Origin of the sequence: Mesorhizobium sp. B2-8-1 (genome assembly GCF_006440955.1) — a bacterium.
Lineage (GTDB): Bacteria > Pseudomonadota > Alphaproteobacteria > Rhizobiales > Rhizobiaceae > Mesorhizobium.
Genome location: NZ_VFTX01000001.1, coordinates 657,410 through 671,385 on the forward strand (window position 1 = coordinate 657,410; position 13,976 = coordinate 671,385).

General features: G+C 62.8%; 12 protein-coding genes. 5 read left to right on the forward strand and 7 right to left on the reverse strand.

The features are described from left to right. Positions 1 to 61: 61 nt before the first annotated feature. Together scpA and FJ428_RS03150 are read right to left on the reverse strand one after the other, a co-directional pair. Positions 62 to 2,182, reverse strand: a complete 2,121-nt coding sequence (gene scpA, locus FJ428_RS03145) for a methylmalonyl-CoA mutase (protein WP_140878924.1) — start codon at positions 2,180 to 2,182, stop codon at positions 62 to 64. Further along, complete coding sequence (locus FJ428_RS03150) at positions 2,179 to 3,621, reverse strand: methylmalonyl-CoA mutase subunit beta (protein WP_140878925.1); 1,443 nt, start codon at positions 3,619 to 3,621, stop codon at positions 2,179 to 2,181. Before FJ428_RS03150 ends, scpA begins: the two co-directional genes overlap by 4 nt. Before the next feature lie 282 nt (positions 3,622 to 3,903). Here FJ428_RS03150 and FJ428_RS03155 point away from each other — a divergent pair, with 282 nt between their 5' ends. Further along, positions 3,904 to 5,442, forward strand: coding sequence for a helicase HerA-like C-terminal domain-containing protein (locus FJ428_RS03155; RefSeq protein ID WP_140555863.1), 1,539 nt, complete (start codon positions 3,904 to 3,906; stop codon positions 5,440 to 5,442). Between the two features lie 85 nt (positions 5,443 to 5,527). Here FJ428_RS03155 and FJ428_RS03160 read toward each other — a convergent pair whose 3' ends face one another. Then, positions 5,528 to 6,352: a L,D-transpeptidase gene (locus FJ428_RS03160; protein WP_140494760.1), complete on the reverse strand. Its 825-nt coding sequence runs from the start codon at positions 6,350 to 6,352 to the stop codon at positions 5,528 to 5,530. Positions 6,353 to 6,554: 202 nt separating this feature from the next. Further along, positions 6,555 to 7,217 (reverse strand): haloacid dehalogenase type II, encoded by a 663-nt coding sequence (locus FJ428_RS03165; RefSeq protein WP_140494758.1) that lies wholly within the window; start codon positions 7,215 to 7,217, stop codon positions 6,555 to 6,557. 154 nt (positions 7,218 to 7,371) lie between these two features. Between FJ428_RS03165 and FJ428_RS03170 the strand changes: the two genes are divergently transcribed. The 4 genes from FJ428_RS03170 (at position 7,372) to FJ428_RS03185 (ending at position 10,580) form a co-directional block, all read left to right on the forward strand. After that, a complete protein-coding gene (locus FJ428_RS03170; RefSeq protein WP_140494756.1) occupies positions 7,372 to 8,250 on the forward strand; it encodes a branched-chain amino acid aminotransferase in 879 nt (292 codons plus the stop codon). Positions 8,251 to 8,422: 172 nt separating this feature from the next. Continuing rightward, complete coding sequence (locus tag FJ428_RS03175) at positions 8,423 to 9,025, forward strand: superoxide dismutase (RefSeq protein ID WP_140728157.1); 603 nt, start codon at positions 8,423 to 8,425, stop codon at positions 9,023 to 9,025. 157 nt (positions 9,026 to 9,182) lie between these two features. Further along, the gene (locus FJ428_RS03180) at positions 9,183 to 9,620 is read left to right on the forward strand and encodes a cytochrome c (protein WP_140728158.1); all 438 of its coding nucleotides are present in this window, start codon (positions 9,183 to 9,185) and stop codon (positions 9,618 to 9,620) included. A gap of 9 nt (positions 9,621 to 9,629) precedes the next feature. Continuing rightward, positions 9,630 to 10,580, forward strand: a complete 951-nt coding sequence (locus FJ428_RS03185; RefSeq protein WP_140673079.1) for a cytochrome c — start codon at positions 9,630 to 9,632, stop codon at positions 10,578 to 10,580. On the opposite strand, the gene FJ428_RS03190 is transcribed toward FJ428_RS03185, so the two are convergent. From FJ428_RS03190 to FJ428_RS03200, 3 genes are all read right to left on the reverse strand, one after another. Further along, positions 10,581 to 10,970, reverse strand: coding sequence for an SET domain-containing protein-lysine N-methyltransferase (locus tag FJ428_RS03190; protein WP_140494748.1), 390 nt, complete (start codon positions 10,968 to 10,970; stop codon positions 10,581 to 10,583). It lies immediately after the preceding gene. Positions 10,971 to 11,130: 160 nt separating this feature from the next. Next, entirely contained in the window at positions 11,131 to 11,757 is a 627-nt protein-coding gene (locus tag FJ428_RS03195; RefSeq protein WP_140517957.1) for a LysE family translocator, read from the reverse strand. A gap of 67 nt (positions 11,758 to 11,824) precedes the next feature. Continuing rightward, positions 11,825 to 13,939 carry a S9 family peptidase gene (locus tag FJ428_RS03200; RefSeq protein WP_140878926.1) on the reverse strand — a complete coding sequence of 705 codons (2,115 nt, stop codon included), beginning with the start codon at positions 13,937 to 13,939 and terminating at the stop codon, positions 11,825 to 11,827. Positions 13,940 to 13,976 lie beyond the last annotated feature (37 nt).

Below are 13,976 nucleotides of genomic sequence, written 5' to 3' on the forward strand. Positions count from 1 at the left end.
TGCAACAGATATTATAACTTACGAATGGGAGGAAGGCCCGGACACACTCGTTGCCGATAACTCAGGACGCCAGCAGCCGGTCGATCAGCCGCTCTGCTGCTTCCGGGATCACGGTACCGGGCGGGAAGATTTCCGCCGCACCCGCTTGCAGCACGGCATCATAGTCCTGCGGAGGGATCACGCCGCCGGCAACGATCAGCATGTCACTGTGGCCGAGCCTCTTCAGCGCATCCCTGAGTTCGGGGATGAGCGTGAGGTGTCCTGCTGCCAACGATGAGGCACCGACGACATGAACGTCGTGCTCCACCGCCAGCTTCGCGATCTCCTCCGGCGTCTGGAACATGGCGCCGACGGTGACGTCGAAGCCGAGGTCGGCAAAGGCTGTGGCGATCACCTTCTGGCCGCGGTCATGTCCGTCCTGTCCCATTTTGGCGACCAGGATGCGCGGCTTGCCGCCGGTCTTCTTTTCGAACGCGCCGATCTTCTCCTGCAGCCGGTCGACGGCCGGATTGTCGCCGAGCGCCTGGCGGTAGACGCCGGAAATCGTCTGCACCGACGCGACGTGGCGGCCAAAGACCTTTTCCAGCGCCAGCGAAATCTCCCCGACCGTCGCATTGGCGCGCGCGGCGTGGATGGCGAATTCGAGCAGGTTCTCGCCGCTCTCGGCCGCGCGGGAGAGCGCTGCGAGCGCATTCTCGAGCACCGCGACGTCGCGCGTGCCCTTCAGCCGCTGCAGCTTCGATAGCTGCCGGGCTCTTACCTCGGCATTGTCGATCTTCAAGACGTCGACTTCGATATCCGCACCGGGCCGGTGCGCGTTGACGCCGACCAGCACCTGCTCGCCTGAATCGATGCGCGCCTGGGTGCGGGCGGCCGCCTCTTCGATGCGCAGCTTGGGAATGCCCTTCTCGGTGGCCGCGGCCATGCCGCCGAGCGCCTCGACCTCCTCGATATGGGCAAGCGCACGCGCTGCCAGATCATGCGTCAGCCTCTCGAGATAAGCCGAACCGCCCCACGGATCGATGATGCGCGTGGTGCCGGATTCATTTTGCAGGATCAGCTGCGTGTTGCGGGCGATACGGGCCGAATGATCCGTCGGCAGCGCCATGGCCTCGTCGAAGGAATTGGTGTGCAGCGATTGTGTATGGCCCTGTGTGGCGGCCATCGCCTCGATCATCGTACGGATGATGTTGTTGTAGGGATCCTGCGCCGTCAGCGACCAGCCGGAGGTCTGGCAGTGGGTGCGCAAGGACAGCGAACGCTCGTCCTTCGGCGCAAAATTCTTCATCATCAGGCTCGACCACAGAAGCCGCGCCGCCCTGAGCTTGGCGACTTCCATGAAGAAGTTCATGCCAACAGCCCAGAAGAAGGACAGGCGCGGGGCGAAGCGGTCGATGTCGAGCCCGGCCGCGACGCCGGCGCGGGCATATTCGATTCCGTCGGCAATCGTATAGGCGAGCTCCAGGTCCGCCGTCGCGCCGGCCTCCTGCATATGGTAGCCGGAGATCGAGATCGAGTTGAATTTCGGCATGTGCCTGGATGTGTAGGAGAAGATGTCCGACACGATCCGCATCGAGGGCTTCGGCGGATAGATATAGGTGTTGCGGACCATGAACTCCTTCAGAATGTCGTTCTGAATGGTCCCTGCGAGATCCTTCTGCGCAACCCCTTGTTCCTCGGCAGCCACGATGTAGAGCGCCATGATCGGCAGCACCGCGCCGTTCATGGTCATCGACACCGTCATCTCGCCGAGCGGAATGCCGTCGAAGAGCTGGCGCATGTCGAGAATGGAATCGATGGCCACGCCCGCCATTCCGACATCGCCGGCCACCCGCGGATGATCGCTGTCATAGCCGCGGTGCGTGGCGAGATCGAAGGCGACCGACAGACCTTTCTGGCCGGCGGCAAGATTGCGCCTGTAGAAGGCGTTTGACTCTTCCGCCGTCGAGAAACCGGCATATTGCCGGATCGTCCACGGCTGCTGGACATACATGGTCGGATAGGGTCCGCGCACGAAGGGCGGCATGCCCGGATAGGTGTCGAGATGCGGCAGCCCCTTGAGATCGCCCTGATTGTACAGATGTTTGACGGCAAGGCCTTCCGGCGTCATCCGCTGGCCCTTGATCTCGACCGGCGCCCGCCGCGGCGGCGCCCAGCCGACCTGGCTGAAATCCGGAATCAAGAAGCGGCTCCGATCGATTGATCGATGCGGACCGGAAACAGCGGCTCGCACATGACGATGCCTTCCGTGAAGGCAGGTCGCCGCTCCGCGGCCAGCGTCTCGACCGCGCGCTCGGTTTTCTGCGGATAGAGCGTGGCGCCGACGATGGCGCGCTCGCGGGATCGGAAGGCGGCAGCGCGCTGGGCGGCGGCGGTGCGAACGCGCTCCTGTATGCGTCCCTCCTGAAGGCTGGACAGCACGCCGCCCTCGGCCTCGATCGCCTGCAACTCGGCCCAGGCCGCTTCGCAGAGGCCAGCAGTGAGCGCTTCGACGCCACCGGAGCCGCAGACGGGATCGGCGACCTGATCGATGTGGCTTTCATTGGCCATGATCAACTGCGCGTTACGGGCCACGCGGCGTGCGAAAGGCGCCGGCAGGCCATGCGCGACGGTGTGCGGCAGGATAGCGATCGAATCGGCTCCGCCCGCCGCCGCGGCGAAGCAGGCGATCGTCGTGCGCAGGATGTTGGTCTCCGGGTCCAATGCCGTCATCATCCGAAACGACGTCTCGGCGTGAATATTGGCCGTCGAAGTCGGGATCGAGCAGGCTTCTTGGACGCGAGCCCACAGCCTGCGCAAGGCCCTGACCTTGGCCATCGACAGGAACTGATCCTGGTCGGCGCTCAGCGCAAACCCGATATGGGGCGCTGCGTAGACGAGCGGTTGCCGCGCTTTCTCGAACATCCTGAGATAGGAGACGGCCGAAGCGAGCATGATGCCAAGCTCCTGCGCCTCCGTGGCGCCGGCATTGTGGAACACCCGCCCATCCGCCTCGAGCAGCACGCCGGGCACGCCCATTGAAAAGAAATGTGCCAGCGATTGCGGCATGGATTCCTGCAGCGCCTCGATCGACATGCGCAACCGGCCGGTTCCGGCCAGGATCGCCGCCGGATCGATGCCGAAGGAGAGGTTGAGCTTTGCCGGATCGGAGCGGCGCTTGCCAAGGAACGCCACCAGCCAGTCGGCCATGGGGCGGCTCCATGGGTGGGCGTCGATCCGGATCTGGACGCGGTTTAACGGGATGCCGTCCAGAACCGTCTCCAGCGCCTGCGCCGTTCTCGGCAGGCCGTAGCCGAAGGCGTTCGGGGCACCTTCGAAGACGAGCGACAATCCCGTCGCGCCCTGCGCGACGTCCTCCAGCGCCTGGGCTTTGGCGCGACCAATGTCGGGATCGTCGATGCGCTGGCTGACGATCCACGGCGATCCGGGGTTGGCGCGCACGATCGGCTCGGCCGCCGCCGCGCGCTCATAAAGCGGTTCCACGCGGATGCCGTCATCGGTGTGCGAGACCAGTTTTTCCTCGAAAGATGCGCCGGCGAGCGCCTTTTCAGCCAGGGCCAGCCATCGCTGCCGGTCGGCATTCGGAACTTCGTTATCCCTGGTCAAGGCTCCGGCGCTCATCCACTGTCCTCGTCACTATGCGGCCGCATCAGCCTGGAGCACTTCAGTCTACGGGTCCCGGTGCGATACCGCAATGCAATGCGCTTCCAAGACTCGAATTCGATCCCTCGAGCGTACACCAGCCTTCGAGCACGAAGCATGAACGATTGCCAAACATGGGCACAATCCGCAAGCTCCAAAAAAGGCCATTTTCGCCGATCGCCATTGTCGCTGTGCAAGGCCCCCACTATACCTTCGGGCGAAGGGCTGGTTTTATACACAGCAGTTGCGGAGACCGGACATATGGCTGACGACACCATTTTCATCGGCGCCAGCCGCAAGCCCGACGACAGCTATCAGCGTCCTGAAAACCTGCTTTTGCACTATGGCAACCGTCACGGCTTGGTGACCGGTGCCACCGGCACCGGCAAGACGGTCACCTTGCAAATATTGGCCGAGGGATTCTCCAATGCCGGCGTGCCGGTGTTCTGCGCCGACATCAAGGGCGATCTCTCCGGTATAGCCATGATCGGCACGGCGCAGGATTTCCTGGTCAAGCGTGCCGAGCAGGTCAAGCTCGACCCCTATGACTTCCAGGAATTCCCCGTCATCTTCTGGGATCTGTTCGGCGAACAGGGCCACCCCATCCGCGCCACCATCTCCGAGATGGGCCCGCTGCTCTTGTCGCGGTTGATGAATTTGTCCGAAGCCCAGGAAGGCATCATGAACATCGCCTTCCGCATCGCCGATGAGGAAGGCCTGCTGCTGCTCGACCTCAAGGACCTGCAGGCGCTGCTCGCCAATATCGCCGGGCGCGCCGAAGAGATCAGCGCCCGCTACGGCAATGTGACGAAACCCTCGGTCGGCGCCATCCAGCGTACGCTGCTGGTGCTGGAACAGCAGGGGGCGGCGAATTTCTTCGGCGAGCCGGCATTGCGCATCGCCGACATCATGCGCACCACCCGCGACGGCCGCGGCGCCATCAGCGTGCTGGCCGCCGACAAGCTGATGATGAATCCGCGACTCTACGCGACGTTCCTGCTTTGGCTGATGTCGGAACTGTTCGAGGAGCTGCCCGAAGTGGGCGATCCCGACAAGCCGAAGCTGGTCTTCTTCTTCGACGAGGCACATCTGCTTTTCGACGACGCGCCGAAGGTGCTGATCGACCGCGTCGAGCAGGTGGTGCGTCTGATCCGCTCGAAGGGGGTCGGCGTCTATTTCGTCACGCAGAACCCTCTGGATATTCCTGAGAAGGTTCTGGCCCAGCTCGGCAACCGGGTCCAGCATGCGTTGCGCGCCTACACGCCGCGCGAGCAGCAGGCGGTAAGGACCGCGGCCGAGACGTTCCGGCCAAATCCGGATTTCGATTGCGCGACCGTGATCACGCAACTGGGCACCGGCGAAGCGCTGGTTTCAGTGCTGGAAGCCAAGGGCATCCCGTCCATGGTCCAGCGCACGCTGATCCGTCCGCCATCGTCACGACTTGGGCCCATAACCCCAGCCGAGCGGCGGAAGCTGATCCAGGAAAGCCCGGTGATCGGTCAGTACGATGAGGGTGTCGATCGCGAATCGGCTTTCGAGATGCTGCAGAAAAAGGCCAAGGACGCGGCGGATGCCGAGGCACAGCAGGCCGACGCCGGCCGTTCACGCTGGACCATTCCGGGCTTCGGCAATGATGCTCCGCCGCCGCAACCCGGCGGCAGACGCCCGCCTCAACCGCGCCCGTCCAACCGCCAGACGGTGGCGGAAGCCGCGATCAAGTCGGTGGTGCGCTCTGTCGGCTCGTCGGTCGGCCGCGCCATCGTGCGCGGGATACTCGGGAGTCTGTCGAGGGGCAGATAGGGAAGCGCGATCGCGCAACGGCCATGCAGGGATAGGCTGATGTGGAGGTGAAGGCGGCGAGTCGCCGCATTCACCCTCGCTCCCATCAGAAAATCGCGTCGCTCACCGCTTTCACCGGGCCAAGCAGCACCGATCCGTCCGGCACGCCGGCATCGATCGGGATGGCTTTGTGATTCGCGGTCGCCACCATGGGCTGGCTGGCGTCGCTGGTCACGATGACCGGGGTCTTCGAAGGCACGCGATCATATAGGTCTATAATGTCCTGGTTCATCAGGCGCACGCAGCCCGACGACACCGACTTGCCGATCGAACGCCATTCCGGCGAGCCGTGCAGCCGGTAGAGCGTGTCGACGTTGCCCTGGAAGAGATAGAGCGCACGTGCACCGAGCGGGTTTTTCAGCCCGCCCGGCATACCGCCATTGTCAGCGCTGTATTGCCTCAGTTCCGGCTGCCGGGCGATCATCTCGTCCGGCGGCGTCCATTTCGGCCACTTCTGTTTCCACTGGACGACGGCATCGCCCGACCATTCGAAGCCGGCGCGGCCGAGGCCGACGCCGTAGCGGATCGCCTGGCCGCCCGGACGAACCAGATAGAGGAAGTGGCCGGTCGTATCGACGACGATGGTTCCCGGCTTCTGGCCGGTCGGGTCGGGCACGATCTGGCGCAGGAATTGCGGATCGATCCTGTCGACGGGAATGGCCGGCACTTCGAAACCGCCATCGCTGACGGCGGCGTACATCGTCACGTAGTCGGCGAGCGGCGGCTCGACATAGGCCGGTGGCGGTGGCTCGACTGGCCCGGACCCGGTGGTGGCGCATGCGGAAACCGCGATCGAGGCGGCGCCCAGGGCTGCGGCATTGAGAAAGCCGCGACGGCTCAGGCGATAGGATTCGATTTCGGCTGGGAACATGGTTGCCTTCTTTAAGTCTGAAATCGCAACAAAGCATGAATATGCCGACCGTTGCGAGGGTGCCTGATCAACACTTGGGCGCGATAGGCGGTTCCGAATCTGGCCTCAAGGTGGACAAACAAAGGCGAAGCTGTGACCGCGTCGCCACTGTGGCGCTACGGTCACAGGAGCGAAAACCAGGATTACTTTTGGGCCGCATGCGTTAGCCACCTGTGACAAGGGCATCGAGCGACGGCAGGATCAGGGCCGGTGGAAAATCCCGATACTCCTCCGGCTGGTTGGAGCGGTTGATCCACACGGTGCGGAAGCCGAACTTGGTCGCGCCGGCAATGTCCCAGCGGTTGGACGACTGGAAGGAGACCGCACCCGGATAGAGGCGCCAGCCTGTCGTGACCATGTCGTAGACCGACGGGTCGGTCTTGAAGCGCCGCACCGCATCGACGGAATAGATATCGTCCAGCACCTGATCGAGCGCCGCGGATTTGACCGCTGCCTCAAGCATCTCCGGCGAACCGTTGGACAGGATTGCCAGCTTGGCACCAGACGCCTTCAGCGCCTTCAGTACGGCGGGCACTTCCGCATAGCAGTCCAGCCGCCAATAGGCGTCCAGCAATGCCGCCTTGAGGCCGGGATCGGCAGAGGGCACCTTGTGCAACGCGAAATCAAGTGCCTGCTCGGTGAGTTGCCAAAAATCGGCATAGGCGCCCATCAACGTACGCACCCAGGAATATTCGAGTTGCTTGGCGCGCCAGATCTCGGACAGCAACTGGCCGTCCGGTCCGATGGCGTCGGCGTGGCGGCGCACGGCGGCATGAACATCGAACAGTGTGCCGTAGGCGTCGAAAACATAAGCGGCGTATTGCATGGCAACAGTTTTGAGGCGAGGCGGGGCAAGGTGCAAGTCTTGATTGCAGCGCGCCGTCTGTGGCCTCAACAAAACTCCCCGATGCTGGTTGACGACGCCGGCCAAAGCGTCATCCAATGCTGCAACACGAGATTGATCGGAACGGGACAAAGCAATGACACTGGCGGCTGCCGCACTTTCCGCGACATGGACTTTCGTCGACGGCGACTGGTACGAGGGCAATGTCGCCGTTTTGGGCCCGCGCAGCCACGCAATGTGGCTCGGTACCAGCGTGTTCGACGGCGCCCGCTGGTTCGAGGGCGTCGCTCCCGATCTTGACCTTCATGCCGCGCGCGTAAATGCCTCGGCGATCGCGCTCGGTCTCAAGCCTTCGATGACGGCCGAGAAGATCGTCGGGCTGACCTGGGACGGATTGAAGAAATTCGATGGCAAGACGGCTGTCTATATCAGGCCGATGTATTGGGCCGAGCACGGCGGCTATATGGGCGTGCCGGCCGATCCCGCCTCGACCCGTTTCTGCCTGTGCCTCTACGAATCGCCGATGATCTCGCCGACCGGCTTTTCCGTGACGGTTTCGCCGTTCCGGCGCCCGACTATCGAAACCATGCCGACCAACGCCAAGGCCGGCTGCCTCTATCCCAACAATGGCCGTGCCATCCTCGAAGCCAAGATGCGCGGCTTCGACAACGCCCTGGTGCTCGACATGCTGGGCAACGTCGCCGAGACCGGAACCTCGAACATCTTCCTGGTCAAGGACGGCCACGTTCTGACGCCGGCGCCGAACGGCACCTTCCTGTCCGGCATCACCCGCTCGCGCACGATGACGTTGCTTGGCGAGTACGGGTTCAAGACCACGGAAAAGGCGCTGTCGGTGCGTGAATTCCTCGAAGCGGATGAGATTTTTTCGACCGGCAACCATTCCAAGGTCATTCCGATCACGCGCATCGAGGACCGCAGCCTGCAGCCCGGACCGGTGGCCAAGAAGGCGCGGGAGCTCTATTGGGATTGGGCGCATTCGACGTCGGCGGGCTGATCCGTCCAGGCTTTTCGTCGCAATGCGCCCGGTTTCCGGAAACTGTGTGACAGTTCTCCGGAACCGCTTAGAAAGAGCACCCGGCGCTTCACTTTTCGGAGTTGTCCGAACCCAATCCAGACCTATCTTAGTCCGGTATCAACACCGGATTTTCCTTGAGGGAGTACCTTCCATGGCTTTTGAATTGCCCGCTCTGCCTTACGACTATGAGGCCTTGCAGCCCTACATGTCGAAAGAGACGCTGGAATATCACCACGACAAGCACCACAAGGCCTATGTCGACAACGGCAATAAGCTTGCCGCCGAAGCCGGCCTTGGCGATCTGTCGGTAGAAGAGGTGGTCAAGCAGTCGTTCGGCAAGAATGCCGGCCTCTTCAACAATGCCGCCCAGCACTACAATCACATCCATTTCTGGAAGTGGATGAAAAAGGGCGGCGGCGGCAACAAGCTGCCGGGCGCGTTGCAGACGGCTTTCGACAGCGATCTGGGCGGCTACGACAAATTCAAGGCCGACTTCATCGCCGCCGGCACGACCCAGTTCGGTTCCGGCTGGGCCTGGGTTTCGGTCAAGGATGGCAAGCTGGCGATCTCGAAGACGCCGAACGGCGAGAATCCCCTCGTCCATGGCGCGGCGCCGATTCTCGGCGTCGATGTCTGGGAGCACTCCTATTACGTCGACTATCGCAACGCCCGGCCGAAATATCTCGAGGCCTTCGTCGACAGCCTGATCAACTGGGATCATGTTCTCGAACTCTACGAAAAAGCGAAGGCCTGATCGAGATTCAGAAAGCCCCGGCACCCCCGGGGCTTTTCTTTTTCTGTGCCGAGATCCCACAGCAAAGGTCTGCAAAATCGTCGGGGGAAGGGAATATTCCTCCCGCCACGTCCGTTAACGTCCTGTCCCGAAATGTCTTCATCACGGAGCCAATTGAATGAGAAAGCTTGTCGTCGCCATCTCTATGCTCGCGTTCGCCGGTTCGGCGGCCTTTGCCGACCCGATCCTCGACCGCCAGGCCCTGATGAAGGAGCGCGGGAAGATCGTCGGCGGCCTGTCGAAAGTGGTCAAGGGTGAGGAGCCCTTTGATGCCGCCGCCGTACTGACTGCGCTGCAGGCGCTCCAGGCGAACGCGGAAAAATTCGACGCCGACGTCCTGTTCCCGGCGGGCAGCGACACGGGCGACACCACGGCGGCGCCGAAGATCTGGCAAGACATGGCCGGCTTCAAGGCGACGGAAGACAAGTATCTTGCCGACGTCAAGGCCGCGGTCGCCGTGGCCCCAGCCGACGTGGAGTCCCTGAAGACGCAAATCGGCGTCATCGGCTCCGACTGCGGCACCTGCCACAAGGGCTACAGGGTCAAGAAAGGCTGATCGCCGGCCATGGCATGGCTGAGGAAGTTTGTCGGCGCCGCACTCGTGCTCGGCGGCGTCGGCGCGGTTGCCGCGTGGACGCTTTCGGCGCCGGTGAAGCTCGATGCGGAAACTATGGCCAAGCTCGCGCCTGGTGACGCGGCCAGGGGCAAGCGCATTTTTGATGCCGGCGGCTGCACCTCCTGCCATGCAAAACCCGGTTCGAAAGGCGATGAGCGGCTCGAACTTGTCGGCGGCCTTGAACTCAAGACCCCGTTTGGCACGTTTGTGCCGCCCAACATTTCGCAAGACCCGAAGGACGGCATCGGCGCGTGGTCGGCCGAGGATCTCGCCAATGCCATGCTGAAGGGTGTCTCGCCGTCGGGCGAGCATTTCTATCCGGCATTTCCCTATACGTCCTACGCGCGCATGAAGCCCGCCGACATTGCCGATCTCTATGCCTTCCTGAAGACGCTGCCGGCGGTTGCCGGCCGAGCGCCGGCCAATTCATTGAGTTTCCCGTTCAACATCCGTCGCGGCATCGGCTTGTGGAAACGGCTCTATCTCAGCGAGCAGCCTGTTGTGTCCCTGCCCGAAGGCGCGCCTGGTCCTGTGATTGCCGGTCGCTACCTGGTCGAGGGACCGGGTCATTGCGGCGAATGTCACACACCGCGTGACCTTGCGGGGGGGACAAAGAAGAGCGAGTGGCTGGCTGGAGCCACAGCCGCCGAAGGCAGCGGCATCGTCCCCAATGTCACCTCCGGGGAGGGCGGCATCGGCGACTGGTCGCAGGCCGATATCGCCAACTATCTCGAAACCGGCTTCACGCCCGATTTCGATTCCGTTGGCGGGGCCATGGTCGACGTGCAGAGGAACATGGCCGAACTGGCGCCCGAGGACCGCGCGGCGATCGCGGCCTATCTCAAGGCGGTTCCGCCGCATCCGAACGGCTATCCGGCGCGCAAAAAACCGGCGAGCTGACTACGGGTGGCGATCGCCCAGGAAGTCGAAGCCCGCCGCGAAGAAATGATTGTAGTTGCAGGTCAGTTCCTCGCCGGCCGCGATGTCGCGCAACGCAAAGCTTTCCTCCGGCGAGGATACGTCGCAATTCGGCTCGTCGGCGTGGTTCATGTAGCGTGCATCGTCGGCCTCGAAGACGATGTAGTTCGGATCTCGCCTGTCCGGATAGGCATAGCGATCGAGATAGCTCTTCACCGGTCCTGTCTGGCTCTCATAGGTCTCGACCTCGATGAGCCGGTCGAATCTCGGATCCAGCTTCCAGATCATCGTGCCGCGGGAAATGGGATTCTTGGCAAAGACACCAATGCCCTGGATGGGGGATTTGTCGAGATAGACGTCGACGAGCAGCATGGCAGGCCCTTGTGCGATTGTGGGCTGTCATGGCCCGGGACAAAACGCGCCTTGGGTAGCGCGCGGGCATCGCAATTGCGAGCGAAAACCAGCAACACGGAATTCAAAAACCAATGATTGCCCGGCTCGCCGAGAAGGCCGCGCCGGTCACCGTTTCGCGTCAGCGCTGCTGAAGCGCCAGCCGCACGCCCAGGCCGCAATAGATGCCGCCGACAATCTTGCCCTGCCATTTTAACACCGTGGGATTTCGACGCAGGAAAGTGCCAAGCCCGCCTGCGCTCACCGCGAAAACCACTGTGCTGAAGAGGCCCAGCAGAACAAAGATGATCCCCAATACCGCCAGCTGGAGCATGACCGATCCGTTTTCGGGCCGGACGAACTGTGGCAGGAACGCGAGGAAGAAAAGCGCCGTCTTGGGGTTGAGCATCTCAGTCAGTATGGCTTGCCGAAACGCCTTGCCCGCTGAGATTGGGAACCTGCCGGCGGCGAGATCGGCCGGCGTCTTTTCCATGATCGCGCGAATGCCGAGATAAACGAGATATGCCGCACCGAGATACTTCACGGCGCTGAACAACACCGCCGATGCGGCGACGATCGCCGAGATGCCGACCATGGCCGTGAAGGTGTGAAACACGTCGCCGGCCGCGATCCCTGCGCCGGTTGCGATGCCGGCTTTGGTTCCCGAACTCGTTGCCCGCGCGACCGTCAGCAGCGTGGCGGGGCCGGGAATAAACACAAAACCGAGCACCACGGCGACATAGGTGGTCAATGTGGCCAGGTCGATCATTGCTCGCATCCTCCTCGGCGTTCGTCGCCAATCAAGTCACGCCAGGGGCCGAAGGGCAATGACCGCTTCAGCCCTGCGGCCCTGTTGCCTTGCCTGTCACTCTCAAGGCGAATGAATATGTGTAGGCGATCTCCTCCAGCCGGGAAAACCGGCCGGACGCGCCGGCATGGCCCGATTCCATGTTGATCTTGAACAGGACCGGATTGTCGCCCGTCTTGCGCTCGCGCAGCCGCGCCACCCATTTGGCCGGTTCCCAATAGGTGACGCGCGGGTCAGTGAGACCGGCTAGCGCCAGGATCGGTGGATAGCCGAGCGCGGCGACATTGTCATAGGGCGAGTAGGCGGCGATCGTCCGGTAATCGTCCGCCGACGCGATCGGATTGCCCCATTCAGGCCACTCCGGCGGGGTCAGCGGCAGGCTGGCGTCGAGCATGGTGGTGAGCACGTCGACGAAAGGCACCTCGGCAACGATGCCGCCGAAACAGTCCGGCGCCATGTTGGCGACCGCGCCCATCAGCATGCCGCCGGCGGATCCACCTTGCGCGACGATGCGGTCATGCACAGTGTAGCGTTCGGCGACCAGATGGCGTGCACAGGCGATGAAATCGGTGAAAGTGTTCATCTTGTGCGCCCGCTTGCCGTCATCGTACCAGCCATAGCCCTTGTCCTTGCCGCCGCGGACGTGGGCGATTGCAAAGACAAAGCCGCGGTCGACCAGCGAGAACCAGTTGGTGTTGAAGGCCGCCGGCACCGTGATGCCATAGGAACCGTAGCCGTAAAGCAGGCAAGGCGCGGAGCCGTCCAGCGGGGTATCGCGGCGGTACAAGAGCGAGACCGGCACCAATTCGCCATCAGCCGCGGGCGCCATCAGCCGACGCGTGACATAGCGCTCCGGGTCGTGGCCGGACGGCACCTCCTGGGTCTTGAGCAACACGCGCTCGCGGGTGCGCATGTTGTAGTCGAAGACCTGCGCCGGCGTCGTCATCGATGAATAGGTGAAGCGCATGATCTCGGTGTCGTATTCCAGGGATCCCGACAGGCCGAGCGAAAACGCCTCCTCGTCGAAGGAGATCAGGTGTTCCTCGCCGGTTGCACGGTCGCGCACGACGATGCGCGGCAGGCCCTCCTTGCGCTCCAGCCTGACCATATGGTTCTTGAAGCCGATCACCGACAGGATCAGCCGGCCGGCCTCGTGCGGAACCAGTTCCTGCCAGTTGGCGCGGATCGGATCGCTCGCCGGCGCCGTCATGATCTTGAAGTCCTTGGCCCCATCGGCGTTGGTCAGGATGAAGAAAATGTCGCCGCCTTCCTCCATCTCGTATTGAAGACCGGTCTCGCGCGCCGCCACCAACTTCGGCTCGCCAAACGGCTCGTCCGCGCTCAGCAGCCGGTATTCCGATGTCTCGTGGTCGTTGATGGCAACCATGATCCATTCATTGGAGCGCGTGCCGCCGACATTCATGAAGAAGCCGGGATCATTTTCCTCATAGATCAGCCGGTCGCTTGCCGGATCCTGCCCAAGCGCATGGAACAGCACCTTGGAGGGACGGTGGTTGGGGTCGAGCCGGGTGTAGAAAAACCCGTCATTGGCGGCGTTCCACACCCCCGAACCGCCAGTGTCTGGAACCGTGTCCGCGAGTTCCTTGCCGTCGGAGAGGTCGCGCACCCGAAGCGTATAGAATTCGGAGCCCTTGTCGTCGAACGCCCATAAAAGCTTGCCATGGTCGGCCGAATGATCGACGCCGCCAAGCCGGAAATAGGCCTTGCCTTCGGCCTCGGCATCGCCGTCGAGCAGGATATGCTGCGCGCCGCCGTCCCGCGGCATGCGAAAATAGCGCGGCTGCTCGCCGCCGAGTTTGAAGGAGGAGCCATACGCGTAGGGTCCGTCCTTCATCGGCACGGAAGAATCGTCCTCCTTGATGCGACCCTTCATCTCCTTGAACAGCCGCTTCCGCAAATCGGCCGTGTCGGCCATCAGTTTCGACTGGTAGGCGTTCTCGGCTTCGAGATGGGCGCGGATGCCCGCATCGAGCAATGCGGGGTCCCTGAACATCTCCTGCCAATTGTCGGCCCGCAGCCAGGAATAGTCGTCCGTTCGCGTGATACCGTGATGCGTGTCGAAAACCGGCCGCTTCTCGGGCGTTGGCGGGGTGACATCCGGGAATGCAGAAGTTTTGGTCATTGCGTCTCGCTTTGGAAATGTCCTGAATGGCCAATGA